The organism is Conexibacter sp. JCM 18997, from assembly GCF_055391915.1.
On the sequence record NZ_AP043885.1, the window covers coordinates 37012 to 59720 of the forward strand.

Consider the following 22709-nt stretch of genomic DNA (forward strand, 5'->3'; position numbering starts at 1 on the left):
CTCGCCCGCTTCGCCGTATCCATAACCCAGCCGAGTTCGCGATCGACGCTCGATCGCGGAGCGGGGGACCCACTGGGATCGGACAGATCGATCCATGGGGCGAATCGCCGCCAGAGTGCGGCGTAGCGCAGGTCCAGCGCGAGCCCGACAGCTAACCCCGTAGGCACCGCGACCAACAGGAGCAGCTGCCGTGCCCATCCCCGAGAGCAAACCGCGTGCGTGGTATCGCGACGAGATCCGTGCGTCCCAACGCGCGTCCGACGTCCGACGCGACGCGGCCTTCCGCCAGCGCCGTCGACGACTGCGCGGTCGCACCGGCGCGGCCGTGCTGGTGGCCAGCCTGACCGTGCTGGTCGGCGGCGCGGCCGCCGCGCCGTCATCCATCACCCAGTCCTCCAGCAGCCAGTCGACCACGAGCGCGGTCCAGCAGGCGCTGGGCATCACCGTCGACGGCATCTACGGGCCGCAGACGCGCGCCGCGCTCCTGCGCTTCCAGCGGGCCAACGGCCTGCTGGCCGACGGCATCGCCGGGCCGCAGACGCTGGCGGCGCTCGGCGTGGCCGGCGGTCGATCCGAGACGCAGGCGCTGGCCGCGCGCAGCACGAGCACGGCCACGACCGGCTCCGACAGCGCGCTCCTGGCCCGCATCGCGCAGTGCGAGTCGGGCGGCGACCCGACCGCCGTGTCCTCGGGCGGCACCTACCGGGGCAAGTACCAGTTCAGCCGCGACACGTGGCGGGCGGTCGGCGGGAGCGGCGATCCGGCGGCGGCCTCCGAGGCCGAGCAGGACAAGCGCGCCGCGATGCTGCTGGAGGTCCAGGGCCCGGCCGCCTGGCCGGTCTGCTCCAACAGCTAAGCGACCACCGGCGCGTGGCGCTGCGCGCGCTCGACCGCGGCATCGTGGCTGTCGTCCTGCCCGGTGACGCTGAGCAGGAACAGCTCGCGGTCCAGCGCGCGCAGGTCGCACGCGGTCGTCGCGCGCACCGTGGCGGTGCGCGGGACGCCGCGCAGCAGCGCGATCTCCCCGAAGCTGCTGCCGGACTCCAGACGGCGCACCAGGACGCCGTTCTCGTAGACCGCCAGCTCGCCCGACCGGACGAAGTAGAAGCGGTCGCCGACGTCGCCCTGGCAGACCACGTCGGTGCCCGCGGGCACGTCGATCGCCATCAGGCGCCGGGCCAGGTCCTCGAGCGTGGCCACCGGCATCGGCGCGAAGATCGGGTTGATGCGCAGCAGCTGGAACTCGGCCTGGGGCACGGGCGCGCCGTCCTCCAGCGAGCGCAGCGTGCGCCAGCGCAGCGCGAGCACCCCGGGCAGCAGGGCGCCGGCGATGACCAGCGCGGCGCCCTCGCCCAGCCCGTGCACCAGGGCCGGGGCCACGATCGCGCCGGTGCCGATGCCCAGCACCCACGTGCTCTCCTGGACCGACAGCACCCGGGCCAGGAAGCGATCGGGCGTGAGGCGCTGCAGGAGCGTGGTGGCCGAGATGCGGGCCAGGCTGTAGCCGGCCCCGAAGCCCAGCCACGCGCACACCGCCGCCACGGGCAGCGACACCAGGCCGGCCAGGATCATCGGGAGGCCGAGCACGAGCGCGCCCGCGAGCATCGCCGTGGTCAGGCGGGTGCGGCCGACGATCAGGAAGGCGATCGCCCCGCCGGCCACGCCGCCGGCGCCGAAGGCGATGTTCAGGTAGCCGACGCCCTCGGTGCCCAGCCCGAGTCGGTCGATCGCCGTGGCCACGACGAGCACCCCGCTCAGGCCCTCGACCACGAACAGCGCCCACACCACGAGGATCACCGAGCGCAGCTGTGCGTGGCCGAGCACCGTGGCGAACCCGGCGCTGACCTCGCGCAGCGGGCCGGTGGCCCGGCGCTGGGGCAGGCGCGTGTCGGTCGGGACGCCCATCATCACCAGCGCCCCGACGGCGAACGCGACCGCGCACCCGCCGGCCACGGCGGTCGTGCTGGTCAGCGCCAGCACCAGGCCGCCGAGGCCGCCGCCGACCAGCACGGCGCCGCTGTCGATCGTGCCCAGCATCGCCGTGGCGCGCGACAGCTCGGCCGGTGAGCGGGCGATCGTGGGCAGCAGCGCGGAGCGGGCGGGCTGGTTGGCGGTCGAGACGATGCTGTAGGCGACGGCCGCCGCGAAGACGCCGAAGGGCAGGTCCAGCGCGGCGGCGACCGCGGCCAGGGCGATCGCCGTGCCCCGCAGCGTGTTGGTCATCACGATCACCCGCTTGCGCGGCAGCCGGTCGGAGGCCAGACCGAGCAGCGGTGAGGCCAGCAGCGCGGGCAGGGTCTGGGCCAGCGTGACCAGGCCGAGCGCCGTGGCACCCCCGTAGCGGAAGGCGTAGACGCTGACGGTGACCGAGAACCCGGCCTTGCCCAGGGCGGTGGCGATGGTGCCGGCCAGCAGCCGCACCAGCGGCGGGTTGCCCATCACCGCGGCGCGGACGGTCCCGCGCCAGCTCGCATCCGTGCGCTCCACACCGGCATCCTGACCAATGCGCGGCAACGCTGCCTTCACATTTCGGGTTACCGTGCGCGGCATGTCCGACGCCGAAGCCGTGCGCGCCGAGTGGGCCACCGGCGACTACCCGTCCATCGCCGAGCGGCTGCGCCCCGCCAGCGTCGCGCTCCTGCGGGCGCTCGGCCCGCTCGACGGCGCCGAGCTGCTCGACGTGGCCACGGGGACCGGCAACGTCGCGCTGGCCGCGGCGCGCGCCGGCGCTGACCACGTCGTCGGCGTCGATCTGACGCCCGAGCTGCTGGCCGTCGCGCGCGAGACGGCGGCCGCCGAAGGGCTGGAAGCCGACTTCCTCGAAGGCGACGCGGAGGCGCTGGAGTTCGAGGAGGACCGCTTCGACGTCGTCACCTCGACGTTCGGGGTGATCTTCGCGCCGCGCCCCGCGGTGGCGGCCGGCGAGCTGGCCCGGGTGCTCACGCCGGGCGGGCGGCTGGGCCTGACCACGTGGCCGCTGGACAGCGTGCCCATGGCCATGGGGGCGGCCATCGGCCGCCTGCTGCCCTCGCCGGCCGGGCAGCGCATCGAGCCGACCCCGTGGGCCAGCGAGGACGGGCTGCACGAGCTGTTCGCCCAGCGCGGCGTCGAGCTGTCGATCCAGCGACACGTGCTGCACTGGCGCTTCGCCGACGCGCAGACGATGGTGGCCTTCGCGCTGGAGAAGGTCGCGGGGATGGCCGCTGCCCTGCGGGCCGGCATCGCCGAGGAGGAGCTGCGGGCCGCGCTGACGGCGTTGTTCGAGGAGCGCGCGGAGCGGACGGACGGCGAGCTGTCGGTGCCGTTCGACTACCTGCTGGTGCGCGGCGTCAAGACCGGCGCCTAGCGCCAGCGCATCGCGCGCGGCGTGGGCCGCATGCGCAGGATCCGCCCGGGCACGCCGCCCACGACGGCGTTGTCGGGCACGTCCTTGGTGATCACCGTGCTGGTCCCGATGATCGCGTTGTCGCCGACGGTGGCGCCGCGCAGGATGCACGCGCCGTAGCCGATCCACACGTTGTGGCCGACGCGCACGTCGCGCTTGTAGATGCCCTGATCGCGTATCGGCCGGTCGACCTCGACGACGCCGTGGTCGAAGTCGATCAGCATCACCCGGTCGGCCACGATGCACTCGCGCCCGATCGAGACGTGCTGGAAGGAGGAGATCGTGCACTCCTGGCCGAGCACCGACTTCGCGCCGATGCGCACTTCGCCCTCGTGCGAGCGGATCTTCGTCCCGTGTCCGATCCACGACCAGCGGCCCAGGTGCACGCTGGCGCCCTTGCCGATCTCGAACGTCACGTCGGGGCACACGAAGGCGATCCCGTCGGTGGTCAGGCGCCCGCGGAAGCGCAGCTTCAGCCAGCCCAGGCGCACGAGCAGCCGCAGGTAGCCGGGCTTGAGCATCCCGTTGCGGCGCAGGAAGCGCAGGAGGGTGAGCGGCCCGCCATGGCGGGGCGGAGGCTCGTCACGCCACACCGGCGGGACGGGCGGGGCAGGGACCGGGGACAGCACGCGCTCCATCGACGCGACGGAGACTAATGCCATGATGCGCGGCCCGATGGCTGACGAACAATCCCTTGCCCAGCGCCTTCTCGATGGCGATCGCCGCGCCCTGGCCCGGGCCATCACGCTCGTCGAGAACGAGGACCCGGACGGCTACGCGATCGTGCGCGAGGTCTATCCCCAGACGGGCAGCGCCGCCGTCTTCGGCTTCACCGGACCGCCCGGGGTGGGCAAGTCGACGCTGATCGGCGCGCTGACCAAGGCGCGCCGGGCGGCCGACCGCACGATCGGCGTGCTGTCGATCGACCCGTCGTCGCCGTTCACGCAGGGCGCGGTGCTGGGCGACCGCATCCGGCTGACCGAGCACTTCCTCGATCCGGGCGTCTTCATCCGCTCGATGGCCAACCGCGGCGCGCTGGGCGGACTGTCGGAGGCCGCGTTGCAGGCGGCGCTGCTGATGGACGCCAGCGGCAAGGACGACGTCTTCCTGGAGACCGTCGGCGTCGGCCAGGCCGAGGTCGACATCATTGACCACGCCGACACGGTGGTGCTGGCGCTGATGCCCGGCTCGGGCGACTCGATCCAGGCGCTCAAGGCCGGCGTGATGGAGATCCCCGACGTGATCGTGGTCAACAAGCGCGACCACCCGCTGACCGAGACGATGGTCCGCGAGATCCGCGGCGTCCTGTCGCTCGCCCCGCAGCGCGGCTGGCGGGTGCCGATCGTCACCACCGAGGCGACGCGCGGCCAGGGCATCGACGAGCTCGTCGAGCAGATGGACGCCCACCGCGCCTACATCGAGTCCGAGGGCACGTTGAGCGAGCGGCGCCGGCGCAACCTGCGCAACGAGGTGCTGGCGCTGGCCGCCGGGCGCATGCGCCGCCGTCTGGAGGAAGGCCTCCACGACGACGCCGACTTCGCCAAGCTGCTCGACGAGGTGGTGGCCCGCCGCCTGGATCCGGCCAGCGCGGCCACCGCGCTGCTGGAGAAGACCGGCGCCGACGTGTGAAGCGCCGGCTGCGCTTCGCGCTGGCCACGAACGAGCCGTTCGAGCGGCTCGTGATGGCCACCCCCGCGCTGCGGGCCCGCGCGCGTCGCTCCGCCGCCCGCTACGTCGCGGGGGAGACGCTGGAGGAGGCGCTGGGCGTCGCCGCGCGGCTGCGGGCGGCCGGGCTGTCGTGCTCGCTGGACCTGTTCGGCGAGCGGGAGGACGATCCGGCCGCGATCGAGCGGGTGCTGCAGGGCTACGAGACGCTGGCCGCCGCTGTCGACGAGGACACGTGGGTGTCGGTCGACCTGTCGCACGTCGGGATGCGGGCCGACGCGCTGCGGCGCATCGGCGCGGTGCTGCCCGCCGGCGCGCGGCTGCAGGTCGGCGCCGAGGAGGCCGCGCGGGCCGACGCAGTCTTCGCGGCGGTGCTGACCGTGGCCGGCGAGGGCGTGCCGCTGACCGCGACGCTCCAGGCCAACCTGCGCCGCTCCCCGGCGGACGCCGCGCGGTTGACCGAGGCCGGGGTGCCGGTCCGCCTGGTCAAGGGCGCCTACGTGGAGTCGGCGGCCGACGCACACCCCTACGGGACGCCGACCGACGACGCGTTCCGCGCGCTGGCCCAGCACCTGCACGCCGCGGGCGCGACGCCCGTGCTGGCCACCCACGACCCGGCGCTGCGCGACGTCGTCGCGGACGCGCCGCTGGAGATGCTGCTCGGCGTGCGCGCCGGCGACGCCGTCGCGCTGGCCGCGGCTGGGCGCCAGGTGCGCATCTACGCGGCCTACGGGCCCGACTGGCTGCGCTACCTGCTGCGCCGCCGGGCCGAGGCCGAGGGGACAGGCTGAACGTCGCCGAGGTGACGCGCCAGAACACCCTGCGTGGCTACGAGGCGCCCTGGCGCCCGCGGCGCACCCGGTGGGCCACGAACAGGCCGGCGATGCCGACCACGGCGGCGACGAGCACGACCTTGGAGGCGCCGCCGACCCAGCCGGACATCGTCTCCCAGTTGTCGCCCAGCGCCCAGCCGGCGCCGATCAGCACGCTGTTCCACACCGCTGAGCCCAGCGTGGTCAGCGCGATGAAGCGCCACAGGCCCATGCGCATCGTGCCCGCCGGAATCGAGACGACCGACCGCGCGCCGGGCACCAGCCGCGCGCCCAGCACGACCCAGTCGCCCCAGCGCCCGAACCACGACTCGGCGCGGTCGAGCTCGCGCGGGCCGACCCGCAGGCGCCGACCCCACCGCTCGATCGCCGGGCGCCCGCCCCAGCGGCCCAGCGCGTACAGGATCAGCGCGCCGACGAGCGAGCCGAGCGTCGCCGCGGCGACCGTCGCCACGAACGTCATCTCCCCGCGCGAGACCTCGTAGCCGGCCAGCGGCAGCACGAGCTCGGAGGGGATCGGCGGAAACAGGTTCTCCACGATCATCACCCCGATGAGGCCGGCGTAGCCGGCGCTGACCAGGGCGTCGTGGGCGATGTCGTCGATGGCGGCGAGCATCCGCGCCAGGGTAGAGATCGGCGCCGCCCAGCCCGCGCTCGGGTAGCGTCGCGCTGATGCGCCGCGTCCTCGCCCTGGTCGTGCTTGCCGTGCTGCTGGCGCTGGCCGCGCCCGCCGGCGCCTACCACGGCCCGCGCGTCACGTCGCCCACCGAGGCGCCCTACACGGTGCTGATCGAGGTCGACCTGAGCGACGGCTTCCTGATCTGCACCGGCAGCATCATCGACCCGACCCACGTGCTGACGGCCGCGCACTGCACCCAGGGCGAGAGCGGGCGCCGCCTACGCGTCGCGTCCTACACGGTCACCGCCGGCGTGACCAAGCGCGCCGCGGCCCCGACGCCCGACGCCCAGGAGCGACGCGTCGTCGCGGTGCGGGTGCATCCGGGCTTCAGCTACGAGCGGTTCGGCTTCGGCGACGTCGCGGTCCTGCAGGTCGACGCGCCCTTCGAGACGACGGCTGCCGTGGCGCCGATCGCGCTGGCCGAGCTCAACCTCCCGCCCGCCGAAGGGGCGATCGTGCGCGGCTACGGCTTCGGGGAGGACCACCACCGCGACCCGGTCGTCGACGCACACCTGCTCGACATGACGGTCGGGCCGGCGCTGCGCTGCCTGTCGGGCATCAGCGCGCTGATCTGCGCCTCGTCGCGGATCGGGACCGGCTGTCCGGGCGACAGCGGCGGACCGATCGTCACCACCGGCCCGCTCGTCGTGTTGACGGGCGTGATCAGCGGCGGCAGCGACAACCGGTGCACCAAGGGCGAGCGGGCCTGGTTCTCGGATCTGACCAGCCCGGGGATCGGCGAGTTCGTGCGCGGCAACGACCACCCGCCCGCGATGCCCTACGCCGAGGACATCGGCGACCTGCGCCTGCCGCGGCGCAACGGCGGCGGCTTCACCTGCAAGGCGCCGACCTGGGTCGACGCCGAGTCGACGACGACGCTGTTCCTGCGCGACGGCCGGACGGTCGCCCAGGACGGTCCGTCGTCGGCCTACGTGCCCCAGCTCGCCGACCTCGGCCACCGCATCTCCTGTCGCTCGATCGCCCACAGCGCCGGCGGCACCGCGCAGGTGCCCGGGTACGGCACGGCCACCGTCGGCACCGGCCCGCCCGGCGGCTTTCGCCTGTGCCTGCGCCGCCCCGGCACCCGCCAGCAGTGCCGCGGCTGGACGCTGCGCTAGAAGCCGACGCCGCCGCGGGTGGTCTGCCACGAGTGCCACTCGCGCACGGCCAGCCCGCCGAGCGCCGCGCCACAGATGGCCAGCAGGATCGCCTCGCCCTGGCCGATCGACGCGTCGAACAAGGGCAGCACGTCCTGCAGGCCGCCCCAGGGCACCGGCCCGCTGACCGGCTGCAGCCCGCCGTCGCCGATGCGCAGGCCGATCAGCATCCAGGCGGTCGCGCCCAGCGTCAGCGCGGCCAGGGCGGCGCCGACGCGCGGCGCGTGACGCAGGCCCCAGCCGGCCAGGGCGGCGCCCACCGGCACCACCGGCAGCAGGAGCCGGGCCGGCGCCCAGTCGCCGTGCAGCGACGGAGCCAGGAAGCTCACGACGAACAGCTGCGTGGCGCACAGCGCGGCCAGGAAGCCGGCGACGACCTCGACATGGATCTGGTCGGGCACGGCCACCGCGAGGCGATCGCGCCGCGAGCGCCACAGCAGCCACAGCGCCAGGAAGCCCAGGGCCGCGAACGGCGCCCAGCGGATCATGCCCGCGTCGCGGTCCAGCCACCAGCCGACCAGCCGCGGCCAGCGCTCGAGCACCTCGCCCACCGAGTCGGCCCCGAGCGCCCCGTCGGGGGCCAGCGACGGCGCGTAGGGCGTCAGCCCGCCGAACAGGCGGTCGGTCAGCGTCACGTAGAGCACGCCGGAGAACAGCACGACCTCCACGGCGGTCAGCGCCGCGAAGCCGCGCCGGCGGCGGCGCAGCCAGCGGGCCAGGGCCGCCGCGCAGCCCACGCCCACGGGCACCAGCGAGATGGCCAGCCAGGGGAGCACGGCGATCGCCGCCGCGCACGACAGCGTGAACCGCGGGCGGGGCTGCTCGCGCACGAGCAGCGCGGCCAGGACGGCGGCGGCCAGGAACATGCCGGCGGCGGGCTCGGGGGAGATGCGCGTCGCGGCGGCCACGACCGGCGGCGACAGCCCGGCGACGACCGCCGACCAGGTCGCCCACGGCTCGGGCACCACGCGTCGGGCGATGGCCGCCGCGAACACGAAGGCCAGCGCGGTCAGCGCCGCCAGCCACAGCTGGACGAGCGTCGGGCCGCCGAGCGCATAGGCGGGCGCGATCAGCAGCGGGAAGCCGATCCCCTGGGGCTCGATCAGGCGGCCGCCCACGGGCTCGGCCGTCGGCGTCAAGGGTGGGCCGTCGAACGCCGTCCAGGCCTGGGTGGCGTACTCGTCGCGCAGGTCCAGGTCGCGGTCGGTGGCGATCGACTCGGCGCTCAGCAGCTCGTGGCCTTCGCGCACCGACCAGCGCTGGCCGGGCGCCGCATCGAGGCCGAGCGCGGCCGCGTACACGGCGAACAGCAGCAGCCAGATGGCGAGGGCCCGGCGCACGGGCCGGACCCTAGTGGGACGGAAGGGCCGCTAGGACCCGACGATCCAGAACAACGCGAACGCCGTGAAGAAGCCGATCGCGTAGGCGAAGACGGTGCGATCGGGCATGTCCCGCATGAGCAGGACCAACGTGACCAGCAGCCCGCCGAAGAGGACGAGGACGCGCGTTCCCGGCTGATGCAGCCCGTTGTCCATCATGCTCATCCAGCAGACGCCAGCAAGCGCGATGACGATCAAGCCACCGAGTAGGTGACCTCGAGCTTGCGGACTGACCCGACGTGCGAACAAATTGGTGACCCTTCCCTGGACCGGCGCCTCCGCAGGCCCAGTGAGTATCCACCACGGTGGTGAGGTTTCGCAAGGATTGGGCGCGTAGACGTCAGACCGCAGACGCGGATGCAACGCCCGGTGCACCGCCGTCCAGCAGTCGGATGGCCTCATCGGCCACCTCGTCGTCGACCATCACGTCGTAGTGGTCGGCGGTGGTCCGCTGCCCGGTCGAGCGGAAGTCGCGCTGGCCGCCGGAGGCAGCCTGGAAGATCGCGCCCAGCAGCGCGCCGAACACCGCGCCGAAGACCAGGCCGTACAGGATGATGTAGCCGGCGCTCACGTCGTTGGCCGAGATCGCCCACAGGAACAGGCCGAACAGGCCGCCGATCAGCGCGCCCGATCCGGCGCCGCGGATCGTCGCGGTGCTGACCGTCTCGCGCCCGAGCACCTGCTCCTCGAAGCGCAGCCCGGTGCCCACGATCGAGACCCGCTCGACGGGAAAGCCCTTGTCGGAGAGGGTGTCGACGGCGCGCTGGGCGTCGACGTAGTGGTTGTAGGTCCCCACCGACCGGCGGGAGCTGTCGCTGGCCATCGCGCGAAATTACTGCGCCGACGTGGCGCGCGCCAACTCGACGAGCAGCCGCACGCCCCAGCCGGACGCGCCCTTGCCCGCGTAGGCACGGCCCTGGTCCCACCCCGTGCCCACCATGTCGAGGTGCGCCCACGGCACGTCGCCGCTGAAGCGGACGAGGAACTGCGCGGCGACGCTGGCCCCGGCCACCCCGCGCTCGCCCGAGTTGACGATGTCGGCGGTCGCGCTGTCCAGCAGCTTCGCGTACTCCGGGTCCAGCGGCATGCGCCACACGCGCTCGCCGGTCTGCTGGGCGGCGGCCTCGACCGTCGCCGCCCACGCCGGGTCGTCCGCGAACAGGCCGGCGTAGCTGCGGCCCAGGGCCGACAGGATCGCCCCGGTCAGCGTGGCCACGTCGACCAGCCGCCGGGCGCCGAGCTGCACCGCGTAGGCCAGGCAGTCGGCCAGCACGAGCCGGCCCTCGGCGTCGGGGTTGATGATCTCCACCGTGGTGCCCTGGAGCGTGCGCACGACGTCCCCGGGGCGCATCGCGTGGGCGTCGATCAGGTTCTCCGTCGCGCCGATCACCGCGACGACCCGCACGGGCAGCGCCAGTGCCGCGATCGCGCCGATGGCCTCCAGCACCGCGCCGCCTCCGGCCATGTCGAACTTCATCGCGGGCATCGACTGCGCCGGCTTGATCCACAGGCCGCCGCTGTCGAACGTCACCGCCTTGCCGACCAGGCCCAGGTCGTAGCCGTCGCCGGGGCGCGGCTCGTATCGCAGCGTGATCAGCGCGGGCTCCTCGCCGGCGCCGGAGGCGACCGCGGCGAAGGCGCCCATGCCGCGCGCGGTGAGCTGGGCCCGACCCTCGACCTCGACGGTCAACGCCGGATGCTCGGCGGCCAGCGCCTGCGCACGCTGGCCCAGCGCCGTCGGCGTGAGCTCGTTCGGCGGGGTGTTGGCCAGGTCGCGGGCGCGGTTCTGCGCCGCGGCGATGAGCGCGGCGCGGGCCACGGGCGCGGACTGGTCGGCGTGGTCGGAGACGATCAGCGCCTCCACCTCGGGCGCGGGCTCGTCGGCGCCGGCCTTGAAGCGCGTGAAGCGGTAGGCGCCCAGCACGGTCCCCTCGACGAACGCCTCGACCTGCGTGGCGTCGAGGCGGTGGGGGAGCTCCCAGCACAGGGTGCGCGTGCCCAGCTCGCGGGCGCGGGCCACGACCAGCGCCGCGGCGACGCGCGCCTGCTCGGCGCCGAAGTCGTCGCGCGCGCCCAGCCCGATCAGCAGCCAGCGCTGGCCGGCCGCGTGCGTCAGGGCCAGATGGCCGAAGGCACGGCGGGCCTCGCCCGAGTCCAGCAGCGCCTGCAGCGGGGCGCCCTCGAGGTCGTGCGAGACGTTCTTGTCTGCGAAAACGCCGATCGCGACCGTGTCAGCGGCCGTGTCGACGGGGGCGAGGGTGGTGGCGGTGACCTCCATGCAGCGCACGAGTCTAGGATCTGGCGCCTTCGCTATTTCGCAAGGAGAGGCCGTTCCCGATGCCCAAGACCGTTGTCCTCAGCGCCGCGCGAACGCCCATCGGCAAGATGGGCGGCGCCCTGTCCACGGTGCCCGCCATCGATCTCGGCGCGCACGCCATCGCCGCCGCGCTGGAGCGCGCCGACGTGGCGCCCGACCAGGTCGACCACGTGATCATGGGCCAGGTCCTCCAGGCCGGCGTCGGCCAGATCCCCTCGCGCCAGGCCCAGATCAAGGCCGGCATCCCCAAGGACGTCTCCTCGGAGACCGTCAACAAGGTGTGCGCCTCGGGCGTGCGCGCGACCGTCCTGCTCGATCAGGCGATCCGCGCGGGCGACGTCGAGGTGGGCGTGGCCGGCGGCATGGAGTCGATGTCCCAGGCCCCCTACCTGCTGCCCGGCGCGCGCACCGGCTTCCGCATGGGCGAGGTCAAGGCGCTGGACGCGATGGTCTCCGACGGCCTGACCAACCCGTTCACCGGCAAGCAGATGTTCGTCGAGGCCACCGAGATCGGCGACGAGCTGGAGATCACCCGCGCCGACCTGGACAAGTGGGCGCTGCGCTCGCACGACCGCGCCAACGCGGCGACCGACGAAGGCCGCCTGCCCGAGGAGATCGCCGCCTTCACGGTGAAGTCGCGCAAGGGCGACACCGTGGTCGAGGTCGACGAGGCCCCGCGCCGCGGCTCGACGCTGGAGTCGCTGGCCAAGCTGCCCGGCCTGGTCAAGGACGGCTCGCACACGGCCGGCAACTCGCCGGGCGTCAACGACGGCGGCGCCGCCCTGGTCGTCGCCTCCGACGAGTGGGCCAGGGCCAACGGCAAGGAGGTGCTGGCCGAGATCGTCGCCCACGCGCAGACCGCCAACGACTTCGCCTACCTGGCCACCACGCCGGCCAGCGCCGCCCAGAAGGCGCTGGAGAAGGCGGGCCTGACCGCCGACGAGATCGACCTGTGGGAGATCAACGAGGCGTTCTCGTCGGTCGCGCTGCACTCGGTGCGCCTGCTGGGCATCGACGAGGAGAAGGTCAACGTCAACGGCGGCGCGGTCGCCCTGGGCCACCCGATCGGCGCCTCGGGCGCGCGCATCATCGGCTCGCTGATCCTCGAGCTGCGCCGCCGCGGCGGCGGCCTCGGCGTGGCGGCGATCTGCTCAGGCGGCGGTCAGGGTGACGCCGTCATCGTGAAGGTGTGACCCAAGCCGCCTTCTTCGACCTGGATCGGACCCTGATGGCCGGCTCGTCCGGCTTCCACTGGGCCCGCGCGGGTGCCCGCGCGGGCCTGATCCCCCGCCGTCAGCTGTACGCCGACGCGTGGGCCAACCTCCAGTTCCGTCTGCAGGGGTCGACCGACGAGTCGACCCAGCGGGTGCAGGACCGCGTCGGCGCGATCATCGAGGGCCATCGTGCCGTCGAGTTCTCGCGCATGGCGCCGATGGTGCTGGCCGGCGTGCTGCCGCGCCTGTACCCGCGCATGCTGCAGGTCGCCTGGGACCACCAGGACGCCGGCCGGCGCGTGTACATCTGCACCGCCGCCACCCAGGAGATGGCGCACCTGCTGGCCACCGTGCTCGGCTTCGACGGTGGTCTGGGCACGCAGCTGGAGGCCGACGCCGACGGCGTGCTGACCGGGAAGCTGACGGGCCCGTTCAACTACGGCGAGGGCAAGCCGATCCGGATGCGCGAGCTGGCCGCGGCCGAGGACATCGACCTGGCCCAGTCGTGGGGCTACAGCGACTCGGCCTCGGATCTGCCGATGCTGCGTGCGGTCGGCCACCCGGTCGTGGTCAACCCCGACACCGAGCTGGCGCGCGTGGCGCGCGAGGAGGGCTGGGACGTGATGCGCTTCGAGACGCTGGGCAAGCGGCTGAAGATCGGCGCGGCGCTGGTGGCCACGGCCGGCGTGGGCGCGGTGGCCGCGACCGCGCGGCGGGCGGTGCGCAAGTGAGCTACCACGAGCTGCACGACGAGCAGCGCGAGATCCGCGAGCTGGCCCGGCGCTTCGCCGACGAGGAGATCGCCCCCAAGGCGGCCCAGTGGGACCGCGACCACACCTTCCCGCTGGCGGTCTTCCGCCATCTGGGCGAGCTCGGCCTGATGGGCGTGTGCGTGCCGGTCGAGCACGGCGGCGCGGGCGCCGACTTCCTGTCCTACGTGCTGGTGCTCGAGGAGCTGTCGCGGGCCGATGCCGGGGTGGGGGTGACCGTCGCCGTCCACACCAGCGCGGGCACGCTGCCCGTGCTGGCCCACGGCACGCCGGACCAGATCGAGCGGATGGTGCCGCCGCTGGCCCAGGGCCACGAGATCGCCGCGTTCGCGCTGACCGAGTCGGGCTCGGGCTCGGACGCCAGCGCGATGCGCTCGCGCTACGACGAGGCGACGGGGACGGTCAGCGGCACGAAGCAGTGGATCACCAACGGCTCCTACGCCCGCCACGTCAACGTCTTCGCGCGGGAGGACGAGCGCATCTCGGCCTTCGTCACGCGCACGTTCCAGGCCGTGCGCGAGGAGGAGAAGCTCGGGCTGCACTCGTCGTCGACCGCCGATCTGGTCTTCGACGCCAGCCCGGCCGAGCGGCTGGGGCCGGCGGGCGCGGGCATGCGCGTCGCGCTGTCGACGCTCGACGGCGGGCGCATCGGGATCGCCGCGCAGGCGGTGGGCATCGCCCAGGCCGCGCTGGACCTGGCCACGAGCTACGCCAAGGAGCGCCAGGCGTTCGGTCAGCCGATCGCCGGGTTCCAGGCGATCAGCCAGAAGCTGGCCGACATGCAGACCGAGATCGAGGCGGCGCGCGCGCTGGTCTGGCGCGCGGCGCGGCTCAAGCAGGCGGGCCGGCCGCACACGGTCGAGGGCGCGCAGGCCAAGCTGTTCGCCTCGCGCGTCGCGCGGCACTGGACCGGCGAGGCGATCCAGGTGCTGGGCGGCTACGGCTACACCCGCGAGTTCCCGGCCGAGCGCTACTACCGCGACGCGAAGGTCACCGAGATCTACGAGGGCACGAGCGAGATCCAGCGCCTGGTGATCGCCCGCGGCCTGCTCGGCGCGCTGGCGGGCTGAGCTCGATGTCCGGCCGGGCGCGGGTCCTGGCCGACGGCACCCGGCGGACCCTGCTGGTCGACGGGCTGGAGGCCTCCGTGGTCGACCTGGCCGATCCGGCCCGGCTGGAGATCCCCTACGTGCAGCGCATCGCCGCGATCCTCGCGGTGTGCGGGCCCACCGACGTGCTGCATCTGGGCGGCGGCGCCTGCACCTTGCCGCGCTGGCTGGCCGCGACGGACCCCGCGTCGCGCTCCGTCGTCTACGAGGTCGACGACGAGGTCGTGCGCGTGGCCCGGGCCGAGCTCGGCCTCGACGACGTGCCCGGCCTGCGGGTGCGGGTGGGCGACGCTCGCGCCGGCGTCGCCGCGCAGCGGCCGCGCTCCTTCGACGCGGTCGTGGCCGACGTGTTCGTCGGTCCCTACGTGCCCGACCACGTGACCACGTTGGAGGCCCTGGGCGACGTGCGCCGGGTGCTGCGGCCGGGCGGCGTCTACGTGGCCAACCTGATCGACGAGGCGCCGCTGCGCCGCGTGCGCCGGCAGCTGGCCACGATCGCCGCCGCGCTGGGTGAGCCGACGCTGATCGCCGAGCGCCCGGTGCTGCGCGGCCGGCGGGCCGGGAACTTCGTCGTGGCCGCCGGGCGGACGCTGCCGATCGCCCGCTTGAAGCGGGCGCTGCCCGGCGTCGACCTGCTGGACGGCGAGGCGGCGGTCATGTGGGCCGAAGGCGCCAAGCCGCTCGTCGATTCGTCCGGTTGAGGCACCTGCATGGTTTTGCCCAGGCAGATGCGGGAAGCACGTGGGATCTGGTACCATTTTATGGCACTCAGAGCGACTGGTGGCGCCTCGCGCGCTTTGGCCATCGGCCCTACCGCTCTCGAAGGCTGAAACTTCCGCACGAATGTGCGCAACATCACGCCCGCCGTGCCGTTGCTAAATCAACGAATCGGCGTAGAATACATACTTGAGAACTAGGATTTTGAACCGAGAAGGAAGTGATACGCGTGGCAGTTGATCGCCTGAGTGAGCGGGCGCTCGACGAGCTGGAGCCGACCGACCTGCTCCTCGAGCAGGCGTCGGTCTACCCGCTGCTGACGAAGGAGGAAGAGGTCGTCCTCGCCAAGAGGGTCGAGCAGGGTGACCTCAACGCGAAGGGCCGGATGATCAACTCGAACATCCGCCTCGTCGTCTCCATCGCGCGGCGGTACCAGGGTCAGGGCATGCCGTTCGCCGACATCGTCCAAGAGGGCATGTTCGGCCTGATCCGCGCCGTCGAGAAGTTCGATTACCGGAAGGGCTACAAGTTCAGCACCTACGCGACCTGGTGGATTCGCCAGGCGATTCAGCGTGGCCTGGACAACCGTGCCCGCACCATCCGCCTCCCCGCCCACATCGCGCAGCGTGCGCGGAAGGTGGGTCGCGTGGAGCGTGAGCTGACCGTGCGCCTGGAGCACGACCCGACGGACGCCGAGATCGCCAAGGAAGCCGGTCTCGAGGTCGACGAGGTCACCCGCATCCGTGCGCTCGACTACGAGCCGCCCAGCCTGGACCGTCGCGTTGGCGACGACTCCGACTCGGCCACCCTCGGTGAGCTGCGCCCCAGCGATGGCCCCGCCCCCGACGAGGCCGTCCAGGAGATGGACATCCGGGCCCGTCTGGAGCGCGCCGTCAAGTCGTTGCCCGAGGCTGAGCAGAAGGTCATCGCCGCGCGCTTCGGCGCCGGTGGCGAGCTCCTGGCTCCCGGTGAGCGCATCGAGCGCAAGCTCGGCGTGACCGCCAAGGAGGCCCGTGAGCTCGAGGCCCGCGCGCTCGCGCGTCTGGCCGACATCGGTGACCTGCAGGACCTGCGCGAGGTCGCGTAGCTCCGCACCACGTCTGCACCAAGCACGTACCGCGAAGGGCGCCCTCGGGCGCCCTTCGTCGTTTCTAGACTGCGGGCCATGGCGACCGAGCCGCGCACCGAGCGAGATGTGCCCTTCACGACGCTGTCGGGTGAGCCGATCGCGCCGTTGTACACCGAGGCCGACCTGCCGCCGGCCGAGCAGATCGGCCGGCCCGGTGAGTACCCGTTCACGCGGGGCGTGTACGAGTCGATGTACCGCGGTCGTCTGTGGACGATGCGGCAGTTCGCGGGGTTCGGGACGGCGGAGGAGACCAACGAGCGCTTCCGCTACCTGATCGACCACGGGCAGACGGGGCTGAGCACCGCCTTCGACATGCCCTCGCTGATGGGGCACGACTCCGACCATCCGCGGTCGTTGGGCGAGGTCGGGCGCGAGGGCGTCGCCGTCGACACCGTCGAGGACATGGAGACGCTGTTCGACGGCATCGACCTGGGCGAGGTCACGGTGTCGATGACCATCAACGCGCCCGCGGCGATCATGCTGGCCTACTACGTCGTGGCGGCCGAGGAGAAGGGCATTCCCGCCGAGCGGCTGGGCGGCACGATCCAGGCCGACATCCTCAAGGAGTACATCGCCCAGAAGGAGTGGTGCTTCCCGATCGACCCGGCCATGCGCCTGCTGGGGGACATGATCGAGTGGTCCTCCACCGACATGCCGCGATGGAACTCGGTGAGCATCAGCGGCTACCACATCCGCGAGGCGGGCTCGACGGCGGCGCAGGAGCTGGCGTTCACGCTGAAGGACGGTCTCACCTACGTCGAGGAGGCGATCGCCCGCGGCCTCGACGTGGACGACTTCGCGCCCCGCCTGAGCTTCTTCTTCAACGCGCAGATCGACTTCTTCGAGGAGATCGCGAAGTATCGGGCGGCCAGGCGGATCTGGGCGCGGGAGCTGCGCGAGACGTATGGGGCCAGGAACCCGAAGTCGTGGTTGATGCGCTTTCACACGCAGACCGCCGGTGTGTCGTTGACGGCGCAGCAGCCGTTGAACAACATCGTGCGTACGGCGATCGAGGCGCTGGCCGGCGTGCTGGGCGGGACGCAGTCGCTGCACACCAACAGCTATGACGAGGCGCTGGCGCTGCCCACCGAGGACGCGGTCCGCATCGCGCTGCGCACGCAGCAGATCATCGCGCACGAGACGGGGGTGACGAACACGATCGATCCGTTGGGCGGCAGCTATTTCGTCGAGGCGCTGACGGACAAGATGGAAGCGCAGGCGTATGAGTACTTCGGCAAGATCGACCAGCTCGGTGGGATGGTCGCGGCGGTCAAGGAGAACTACCCCCAGCGCGAGATCGCCGACGCCGCGTTCCAACTGCAGACGGAGATCGACGCCGGCGACCGGGTGGTGGTCGGTGTCAACAAGTACACCGAGGGCGACGACGCGGCCATGGCGATCCTGCGCATCGACCCCGCGCTGGAGCGCAAGCAGATCGACCGTGTGCAGGCCGTTCGCGCCCGTCGCGACAGCCAGGCCGTGGAGGACGCGCTCACCGCGCTGGCCACCGCCGCGGCCCGCGATCGCGACAACCTGATGCCCTACCTGCTGGTTGCCGCTCGCGTGCGGGCCAGCGAGGGTGAGATAATCGATCGGCTCCAGTCCGTCTGGGGCGCCTACACCGAGACCCCGGTCTACTGAGGAGTGCCCGTCGTGCGCAAGCGCATTGCCGCCCTTTCCGTTGTTCCCCTCGTCGCCTGTGCGGCGCTGGCCATTCCGGCCCTGGCGGCCTCCAAGACGACCATCGACCTGGGCGACAACTTCTTCAAGCCGAAGTCGGCGACCGTGTCCAAGGGCACGACCGTGACCTGGGACTGGACCGGCAAGGCGCCGCACAACGTCTCGGTGGTCTCCGGTCCGCAGAAGTTCCGCTCGACCGTCCAGACCTCGGGCACCTTCACGCACAAGATGACCAAGTCCGGGACCTACAAGATCGTCTGCACGATCCACCCGGGCATGGACCTCACGCTGAAGGTCCGCTAGTTGGTCCAGGTTCCTCGCGAGACGGCGCTCTTCGCCTCTCTCGACGACGAGGAACTCCGTGAGCTGTCGGCGCTCGGCTCCGAGCGCCGACTCGCCGCGGGCCAGGATCTGTTCCTCGAGGGCCAGCCCGCCACGCACTTCCATCTCGTGCTGGAGGGCGAGCTGGAGACGACGCGCACGGTGGCCGGCGAGCAGGCGGTGATGATGCGCCACGGGGCCGGCGGCACGATGGGGGCGATCGCGCTCCTGACCGCGGGCACGTACCACGCGTCGACGCGCGCGCTGACCGACGCCCGCCTGGTCGAGTGGGACGGCGACGCGTTCCTGGAGTTCGTCTTCACCCACCGCTCGGTCCTGCGCGAGATGCTCCGGGTGTTCGCGCCGGTGATGGGCACGATCCAGGGGCTCGCGCGCGACCGCGAGAAGCTGCTCGCGCTGGGCAAGCTGTCGGCCGGGCTGGCCCATGAGCTCAACAACCCGGCGGCGGCCGCGGTCCGCACCGCCGACGCGCTGCGCGAGCTGGGCACGGCCCGCGACGTCGCGCTCGACGAGCTGCTGTCCGGCGGACTGGACGCCGGCGCCCTGCACGCGCTGATCGAGCTCGACCCGCCGGCGGCGGCGCCCCTGAGCGCGCTGCAGGCGGCCGACCGCGAGGAGCATCTGGTCGGCGAGCTGGACGCCCGCGCGGTCGACGACGCCGACGCGATCGCCGCCGCGCTGGTCGAAGGTGGGGTGGACGACGCCACGGTCGCACGGGTCTTCGAGCTGGTGCCCGGGCCCGACCTGATCGCGCCCGCTCTGCGGCTGGTGGCCGAGCGCGCGGCCCGCGCGGTGGTCCTCGACGACCTGCACCGCAGCACGCTGCGCATCGCCCAGCTGGTCGATGCGCTCAAGCAGTACGCGCTGTTGGACCGGGCGCCGCGGCTGACCGTCGACATCCACGAGGGGCTCGACAGCACCGTGGCCATCCTGGCGCCGCTGCTGCGCGACGCCGACGTCGCGGTCGTGCGCGAGTACGCGCCGGCGCCGCTGTCGATCGAGGCCTACGGCTCCGAGCTCAACCAGGTGTGGACGCACCTGCTGGACAACGCGATCGCCGCCACCGCGGGACGCGATGACGCCGCGGTGACGCTGCGCACGCGCACCGAGCCCGGACGCGTGGTCGTCGAGGTGGCCGACAACGGGCCGGGCATCCCCGACGAGATCCAGGCGCAGATCTTCGAGGCGTTCTTCACGACGAAGCCGGTCGGATCGGGCACCGGCCTCGGCCTCGACATCGCGCGCCGGATCGTCGTGCGCCATCGCGGCGAGCTGCTGGTCGAGTCGGCGCCGGGACAGACGTGCTTCCGCGTGCTGTTGCCCACCAGTTGACTTGGGTTGCATTTACCGGAAACCCGGTAGGATTTAGAGAAGTCTGTCCCCACGACCAACTGAGGCACACATGGCGCTGACCATCGGCGACACCGCCCCCGATTTCCAGGCGGAAACGACGGAAGGGCCGATCTCGTTCCACGACTGGATCGGCGACGACTGGGCCGTGCTGTTCTCGCACCCGCGGAACTTCACGCCGGTCTGCACGACAGAGCTCGGCTACATGGCGTCGATCAAGCCCGAGTTCGACAAGCGCGGCGTGAAGATCATCGGGATCTCCGTCGACCCGCTCGACAACCACGCGAAGTGGGCCGAGCAGATCGGCGAGTTCGGCGGCACCGCCCCGAACTACCCGCTGATCGCCGACACCGACTTCAACGTGGCCAAGGCCTACGGCATGCTGCCGGCCGACGTCGAGGGCGATCCGACCGAGCGCACGCCCGCGCAGAACGCGACGCTGCGCAACGTGTTCGTGGTCGGCCCCGACAAGAAGGTCAAGCTGGTGCTCATCTACCCGATGACCACGGGCCGCAACTTCGACGAGGTCCTGCGCGTGATCGACTCGCTGCAGCTGACCGCCAAGGAGCAGCTGGCCACGCCGGCGCAGTGGCAGCCCGGCGACGACGCGATCATCGTCGCGGCCGTCTCCGACGACCAGGCCAAGGAGCGCTACCCGGACGGCTGGGAGCAGCCGCTGCCCTACATCCGGCTGGTCCCCACGAAGTAACGACGCGACGCTCGGGCGCGGGGCGGAAGTATCGTCTCGCGCCATGAGCGAGCGCAAGATCCGCGTCGTGGTGGCCAAGCCGGGCCTGGACGGCCATGACCGCGGGGCGAAGATCATCGCCCGTGCGCTGCGTGACGCGGGCATGGAGGTGATCTACACCGGGTTGCATCAGACGCCGGAGCAGATCGTGGAGACGGTGATCCAGGAGGATGCCGACGCGGTCGGGCTGTCGATCCTGTCGGGTGCGCACATGACGCTGGTGCCCAGGATCGTGGGGCTGTTGCGCGAGCAGGACATCACCGATGTGCTGGTCACGGTCGGGGGCACGATCCCGGCCGATGACATCCCCGAGCTCAAGGAGCTTGGGGTGTCGGCGGTGTTCACGCCGGGTGCGTCGACGCAGGAGATCGTCGACTACATCCGTGGAGCGGTCACCCGCTGATTGACTCCTCAGTCAACGAACCGGGTACGATCCCGATCGTCCGTATGCCTGAGGAGGCCTGAAAGTGAAGATTTGCGTCCTGGTGAAGGAGGTGCCTGACGCGGCGGTGACCAAGCGCATCGACCCGTCCACGGGTCGCCTTGATCGCAGCGGCGAGAAGAACCTCAACCCGTACGACACGCACGCCATCGAGGCGGCGATGCAGCTGAAGGAGGGTGGGGAGCTTCAGGTCGACGAGATCATCGCGGTGACCATGGGTCCCGACTCCGCCGTCCGAGCGCTGCACAAGGCCGTGTCCCTGGGTGCCGACCGCTCCGTCCACCTGTCCGACGACGCGCTCGCCGGGTCCGACGTGGCCGCCACCGGCTACGCGCTGGCCCAGACGCTCAAGCGCGAGAACCCGGACCTCGTCCTCCTGGGCCAGCAGTCCGATGACGGCGAGTGCTACACGATCGGCGCCGTCGTGGCCGATCACCTGCAGGCGCCGTCGCTGACCCAGGTCATCAAGATCGACGTGGTCGACGGCGGCCTGCGCTGCGAGCGCCAGGCCGAGTACGGGTACGACACCGTCCAGGTCGACCTCCCCGCCGTGATCTCGGTGGGCGACGCGATCAACGAGCCGCGCTACCCGTCGCTGAAGGCGATCATGGGCGCGAAGAAGAAGCCGCTGGACGCGCTGGCCACCGGCGATGTCGACATCGACACCGGCAAGGTCGGCACCGCCGGCTCCCAGGTCGAGTGCGGCTCCTTCAAGGCGCCGCCGGCCAAGTCCGCGGGCCTGATCATCGAGGACGAGGACACCAACGAGACGGTCGAGAAGATCGTCGCTTGGCTCGACGAGAGGAAGCTGATCTGAGATGGCGGGAATCCTCGTCTACGCGCTCCACTACGAGGGCGCCTTCAACAAGAACTCGCTCGGCGCGATCGCCGAAGCGTCCAAGCTGGCCGGCGAGCTGGGCACCGAGGCCCACGCGATCGTCGTCGGTGAGGGCATCGCCGACGACCTGGCCGCCACCCTCGGCGGCTACGGCGCGACGAAGGTGTTCAAGGTCGAGGCCCCCGAGGGCCTGGCCCAGCCGGTCGTCGACGCCATGGCCAAGGTCATGACCGACAACGGCCACGACTACGCCATCTTCGGCGGCGGCCTGCTCGGCTTCGAGATCGGCGCCGGCCTGGCCGCGCGCCTGGGCGCCGGCGTGACGATGGAGGTCACCGCCGTCAACGTCGAGAACGGCAAGCTCGTCGCCGAGCGCCCGATCCTGGGCGACTCGTCGATCTCCGAGTCCCGCTACAAGGACAAGGGCATCATCATCGGCCGCCTCAACGCGTTCGACCTGCCCGCCTCGGCCGACGGCACCGCCACGGTCGAGAACGTCACGGTCGAGCTGTCGCCCTGGTCGACCAAGGCCAAGATCGTCCAGCGGGGCGAGCAGCGCGGCGCCGACGTCGACATCGAGGGCGCCAACGTCCTCATCGCCGGCGGCCGTGGCCTGGGCAAGGCCGAGGGCTTCGATCAGCTCCAGGAGCTGGCCGACGCGTTCGGTGGCAACAGCGCCGTCGCCGCCACCCGCGCGGTGGTCGACGCCGGCTGGTACCCCTACGCCGCGCAGATCGGCCAGACGGGCAAGACCGTCGCGCCGAAGCTGTACCTGGCGGCGGGCATCTCCGGCGCGATCCAGCACAAGGTCGGCATGCAGGCCTCGGAGAACATCGTGGCGATCAACAAGGACTCCAACGCCCCGATCTTCGAGTTCTCCGACCTGGGCATCGTGGGCGACCTGAACAAGATCGTTCCCAAGCTGATCGAGGCCGTGAAGGCCAAGAAGGGGAGCTGA

Annotated in this window: 24 protein-coding genes and 1 riboswitch; of the genes, 17 read left to right on the forward strand and 7 right to left on the reverse strand. The window is 72.3% G+C overall.

The features are described from left to right. The first annotated feature begins 18 nt into the window (after positions 1-18). Positions 19-181, forward strand: a riboswitch (cyclic di-AMP (ydaO/yuaA leader). A gap of 9 nt (positions 182-190) precedes the next feature. Further along, positions 191-856: a transglycosylase family protein gene (locus ACZ5UI_RS00190; protein WP_464192927.1), complete on the forward strand. Its 666-nt coding sequence runs from the start codon at positions 191-193 to the stop codon at positions 854-856. Here ACZ5UI_RS00190 and ACZ5UI_RS00195 read toward each other — a convergent pair. Beyond that, positions 853-2487 (reverse strand): MFS transporter, encoded by a 1635-nt coding sequence (locus ACZ5UI_RS00195; protein ID WP_464192929.1) that lies wholly within the window; start codon positions 2485-2487, stop codon positions 853-855. The two genes, ACZ5UI_RS00190 and ACZ5UI_RS00195, sit on opposite strands and share 4 nt — an antisense overlap. Before the next feature lie 61 nt (positions 2488-2548). Between ACZ5UI_RS00195 and ACZ5UI_RS00200 the strand changes: the two genes are divergently transcribed. Beyond that, complete coding sequence (locus ACZ5UI_RS00200; protein WP_464192931.1) at positions 2549-3346, forward strand: class I SAM-dependent methyltransferase; 798 nt, start codon at positions 2549-2551, stop codon at positions 3344-3346. Here ACZ5UI_RS00200 and ACZ5UI_RS00205 read toward each other — a convergent pair. Beyond that, complete coding sequence (locus ACZ5UI_RS00205) at positions 3343-4047, reverse strand: acyltransferase (RefSeq protein WP_464192934.1); 705 nt, start codon at positions 4045-4047, stop codon at positions 3343-3345. The genes ACZ5UI_RS00200 and ACZ5UI_RS00205 overlap by 4 nt on opposite strands. 13 nt (positions 4048-4060) lie before the next feature. Between ACZ5UI_RS00205 and meaB the strand changes: the two genes are divergently transcribed. Beyond that, positions 4061-5014: a methylmalonyl Co-A mutase-associated GTPase MeaB gene (gene meaB / locus ACZ5UI_RS00210; protein WP_464192936.1), complete on the forward strand. Its 954-nt coding sequence runs from the start codon at positions 4061-4063 to the stop codon at positions 5012-5014. After that, positions 5011-5841, forward strand: a complete 831-nt coding sequence (locus ACZ5UI_RS00215) for a proline dehydrogenase family protein (RefSeq protein WP_464192938.1) — start codon at positions 5011-5013, stop codon at positions 5839-5841. Before meaB ends, ACZ5UI_RS00215 begins: the two co-directional genes overlap by 4 nt. 37 nt (positions 5842-5878) lie before the next feature. On the opposite strand, the gene ACZ5UI_RS00220 is transcribed toward ACZ5UI_RS00215, so the two are convergent. Then, positions 5879-6496, reverse strand: a complete 618-nt coding sequence (locus ACZ5UI_RS00220) for a DedA family protein (RefSeq protein WP_464192940.1) — start codon at positions 6494-6496, stop codon at positions 5879-5881. 56 nt (positions 6497-6552) lie between these two features. On the opposite strand from ACZ5UI_RS00220, the gene ACZ5UI_RS00225 reads away from it, so the two are divergent. Further along, complete coding sequence (locus ACZ5UI_RS00225) at positions 6553-7677, forward strand: S1 family serine peptidase (RefSeq protein ID WP_464192942.1); 1125 nt, start codon at positions 6553-6555, stop codon at positions 7675-7677. On the opposite strand, the gene ACZ5UI_RS00230 is transcribed toward ACZ5UI_RS00225, so the two are convergent. The 4 genes from ACZ5UI_RS00230 to ACZ5UI_RS00245 all read right to left on the reverse strand — a co-directional run bounded on the left by ACZ5UI_RS00230 (position 7674) and on the right by ACZ5UI_RS00245 (position 11373). Beyond that, positions 7674-9056 (reverse strand): hypothetical protein, encoded by a 1383-nt coding sequence (locus tag ACZ5UI_RS00230; RefSeq protein ID WP_464192944.1) that lies wholly within the window; start codon positions 9054-9056, stop codon positions 7674-7676. The genes ACZ5UI_RS00225 and ACZ5UI_RS00230 overlap by 4 nt on opposite strands. A gap of 30 nt (positions 9057-9086) precedes the next feature. Continuing rightward, positions 9087-9260, reverse strand: a complete 174-nt coding sequence (locus ACZ5UI_RS00235; RefSeq protein ID WP_464192946.1) for a hypothetical protein — start codon at positions 9258-9260, stop codon at positions 9087-9089. A 175-nt stretch (positions 9261-9435) separates the two neighbouring features. Further along, positions 9436-9918 (reverse strand): YflT domain-containing protein, encoded by a 483-nt coding sequence (locus ACZ5UI_RS00240; RefSeq protein ID WP_464192948.1) that lies wholly within the window; start codon positions 9916-9918, stop codon positions 9436-9438. A gap of 9 nt (positions 9919-9927) precedes the next feature. Then, entirely contained in the window at positions 9928-11373 is a 1446-nt protein-coding gene (locus ACZ5UI_RS00245; RefSeq protein ID WP_464192950.1) for a leucyl aminopeptidase family protein, read from the reverse strand. Between the two features lie 59 nt (positions 11374-11432). On the opposite strand from ACZ5UI_RS00245, the gene ACZ5UI_RS00250 reads away from it, so the two are divergent. The 12 genes from ACZ5UI_RS00250 to ACZ5UI_RS00305 all read left to right on the forward strand — a co-directional run bounded on the left by ACZ5UI_RS00250 (position 11433) and on the right by ACZ5UI_RS00305 (position 22709). Next, positions 11433-12605, forward strand: a complete 1173-nt coding sequence (locus tag ACZ5UI_RS00250; RefSeq protein ID WP_464192952.1) for an acetyl-CoA C-acetyltransferase — start codon at positions 11433-11435, stop codon at positions 12603-12605. Beyond that, positions 12602-13357, forward strand: a complete 756-nt coding sequence (locus ACZ5UI_RS00255) for an HAD family hydrolase (protein WP_464192954.1) — start codon at positions 12602-12604, stop codon at positions 13355-13357. Before ACZ5UI_RS00250 ends, ACZ5UI_RS00255 begins: the two co-directional genes overlap by 4 nt. Next, the gene (locus ACZ5UI_RS00260) at positions 13354-14466 is read left to right on the forward strand and encodes an acyl-CoA dehydrogenase family protein (protein WP_464192956.1); all 1113 of its coding nucleotides are present in this window, start codon (positions 13354-13356) and stop codon (positions 14464-14466) included. Before ACZ5UI_RS00255 ends, ACZ5UI_RS00260 begins: the two co-directional genes overlap by 4 nt. Positions 14467-14471: 5 nt before the next feature. Beyond that, the gene (locus ACZ5UI_RS00265) at positions 14472-15206 is read left to right on the forward strand and encodes a spermidine synthase (protein WP_464192958.1); all 735 of its coding nucleotides are present in this window, start codon (positions 14472-14474) and stop codon (positions 15204-15206) included. 245 nt (positions 15207-15451) lie between these two features. Next, complete coding sequence (locus ACZ5UI_RS00270; RefSeq protein ID WP_464192960.1) at positions 15452-16309, forward strand: sigma-70 family RNA polymerase sigma factor; 858 nt, start codon at positions 15452-15454, stop codon at positions 16307-16309. A gap of 78 nt (positions 16310-16387) precedes the next feature. Next, positions 16388-17992, forward strand: coding sequence for an acyl-CoA mutase large subunit family protein (locus ACZ5UI_RS00275; RefSeq protein ID WP_464192962.1), 1605 nt, complete (start codon positions 16388-16390; stop codon positions 17990-17992). Positions 17993-18004: 12 nt separating this feature from the next. Next, complete coding sequence (locus ACZ5UI_RS00280; RefSeq protein ID WP_464192964.1) at positions 18005-18334, forward strand: cupredoxin domain-containing protein; 330 nt, start codon at positions 18005-18007, stop codon at positions 18332-18334. Next, positions 18335-19705 carry an ATP-binding protein gene (locus ACZ5UI_RS00285; protein WP_464192966.1) on the forward strand — a complete coding sequence of 457 codons (1371 nt, stop codon included), beginning with the start codon at positions 18335-18337 and terminating at the stop codon, positions 19703-19705. A 70-nt stretch (positions 19706-19775) separates the two neighbouring features. Then, a complete protein-coding gene (locus ACZ5UI_RS00290; RefSeq protein ID WP_464192968.1) occupies positions 19776-20432 on the forward strand; it encodes a peroxiredoxin in 657 nt (218 codons plus the stop codon). 43 nt (positions 20433-20475) lie between these two features. After that, positions 20476-20874, forward strand: a complete 399-nt coding sequence (locus tag ACZ5UI_RS00295) for a cobalamin B12-binding domain-containing protein (RefSeq protein WP_464192970.1) — start codon at positions 20476-20478, stop codon at positions 20872-20874. Between the two features lie 82 nt (positions 20875-20956). After that, positions 20957-21730, forward strand: a complete 774-nt coding sequence (locus ACZ5UI_RS00300) for an electron transfer flavoprotein subunit beta/FixA family protein (RefSeq protein WP_464192972.1) — start codon at positions 20957-20959, stop codon at positions 21728-21730. 1 nt (position 21731) lies between these two features. Then, the gene (locus ACZ5UI_RS00305) at positions 21732-22709 is read left to right on the forward strand and encodes an electron transfer flavoprotein subunit alpha/FixB family protein (RefSeq protein ID WP_464192974.1); all 978 of its coding nucleotides are present in this window, start codon (positions 21732-21734) and stop codon (positions 22707-22709) included.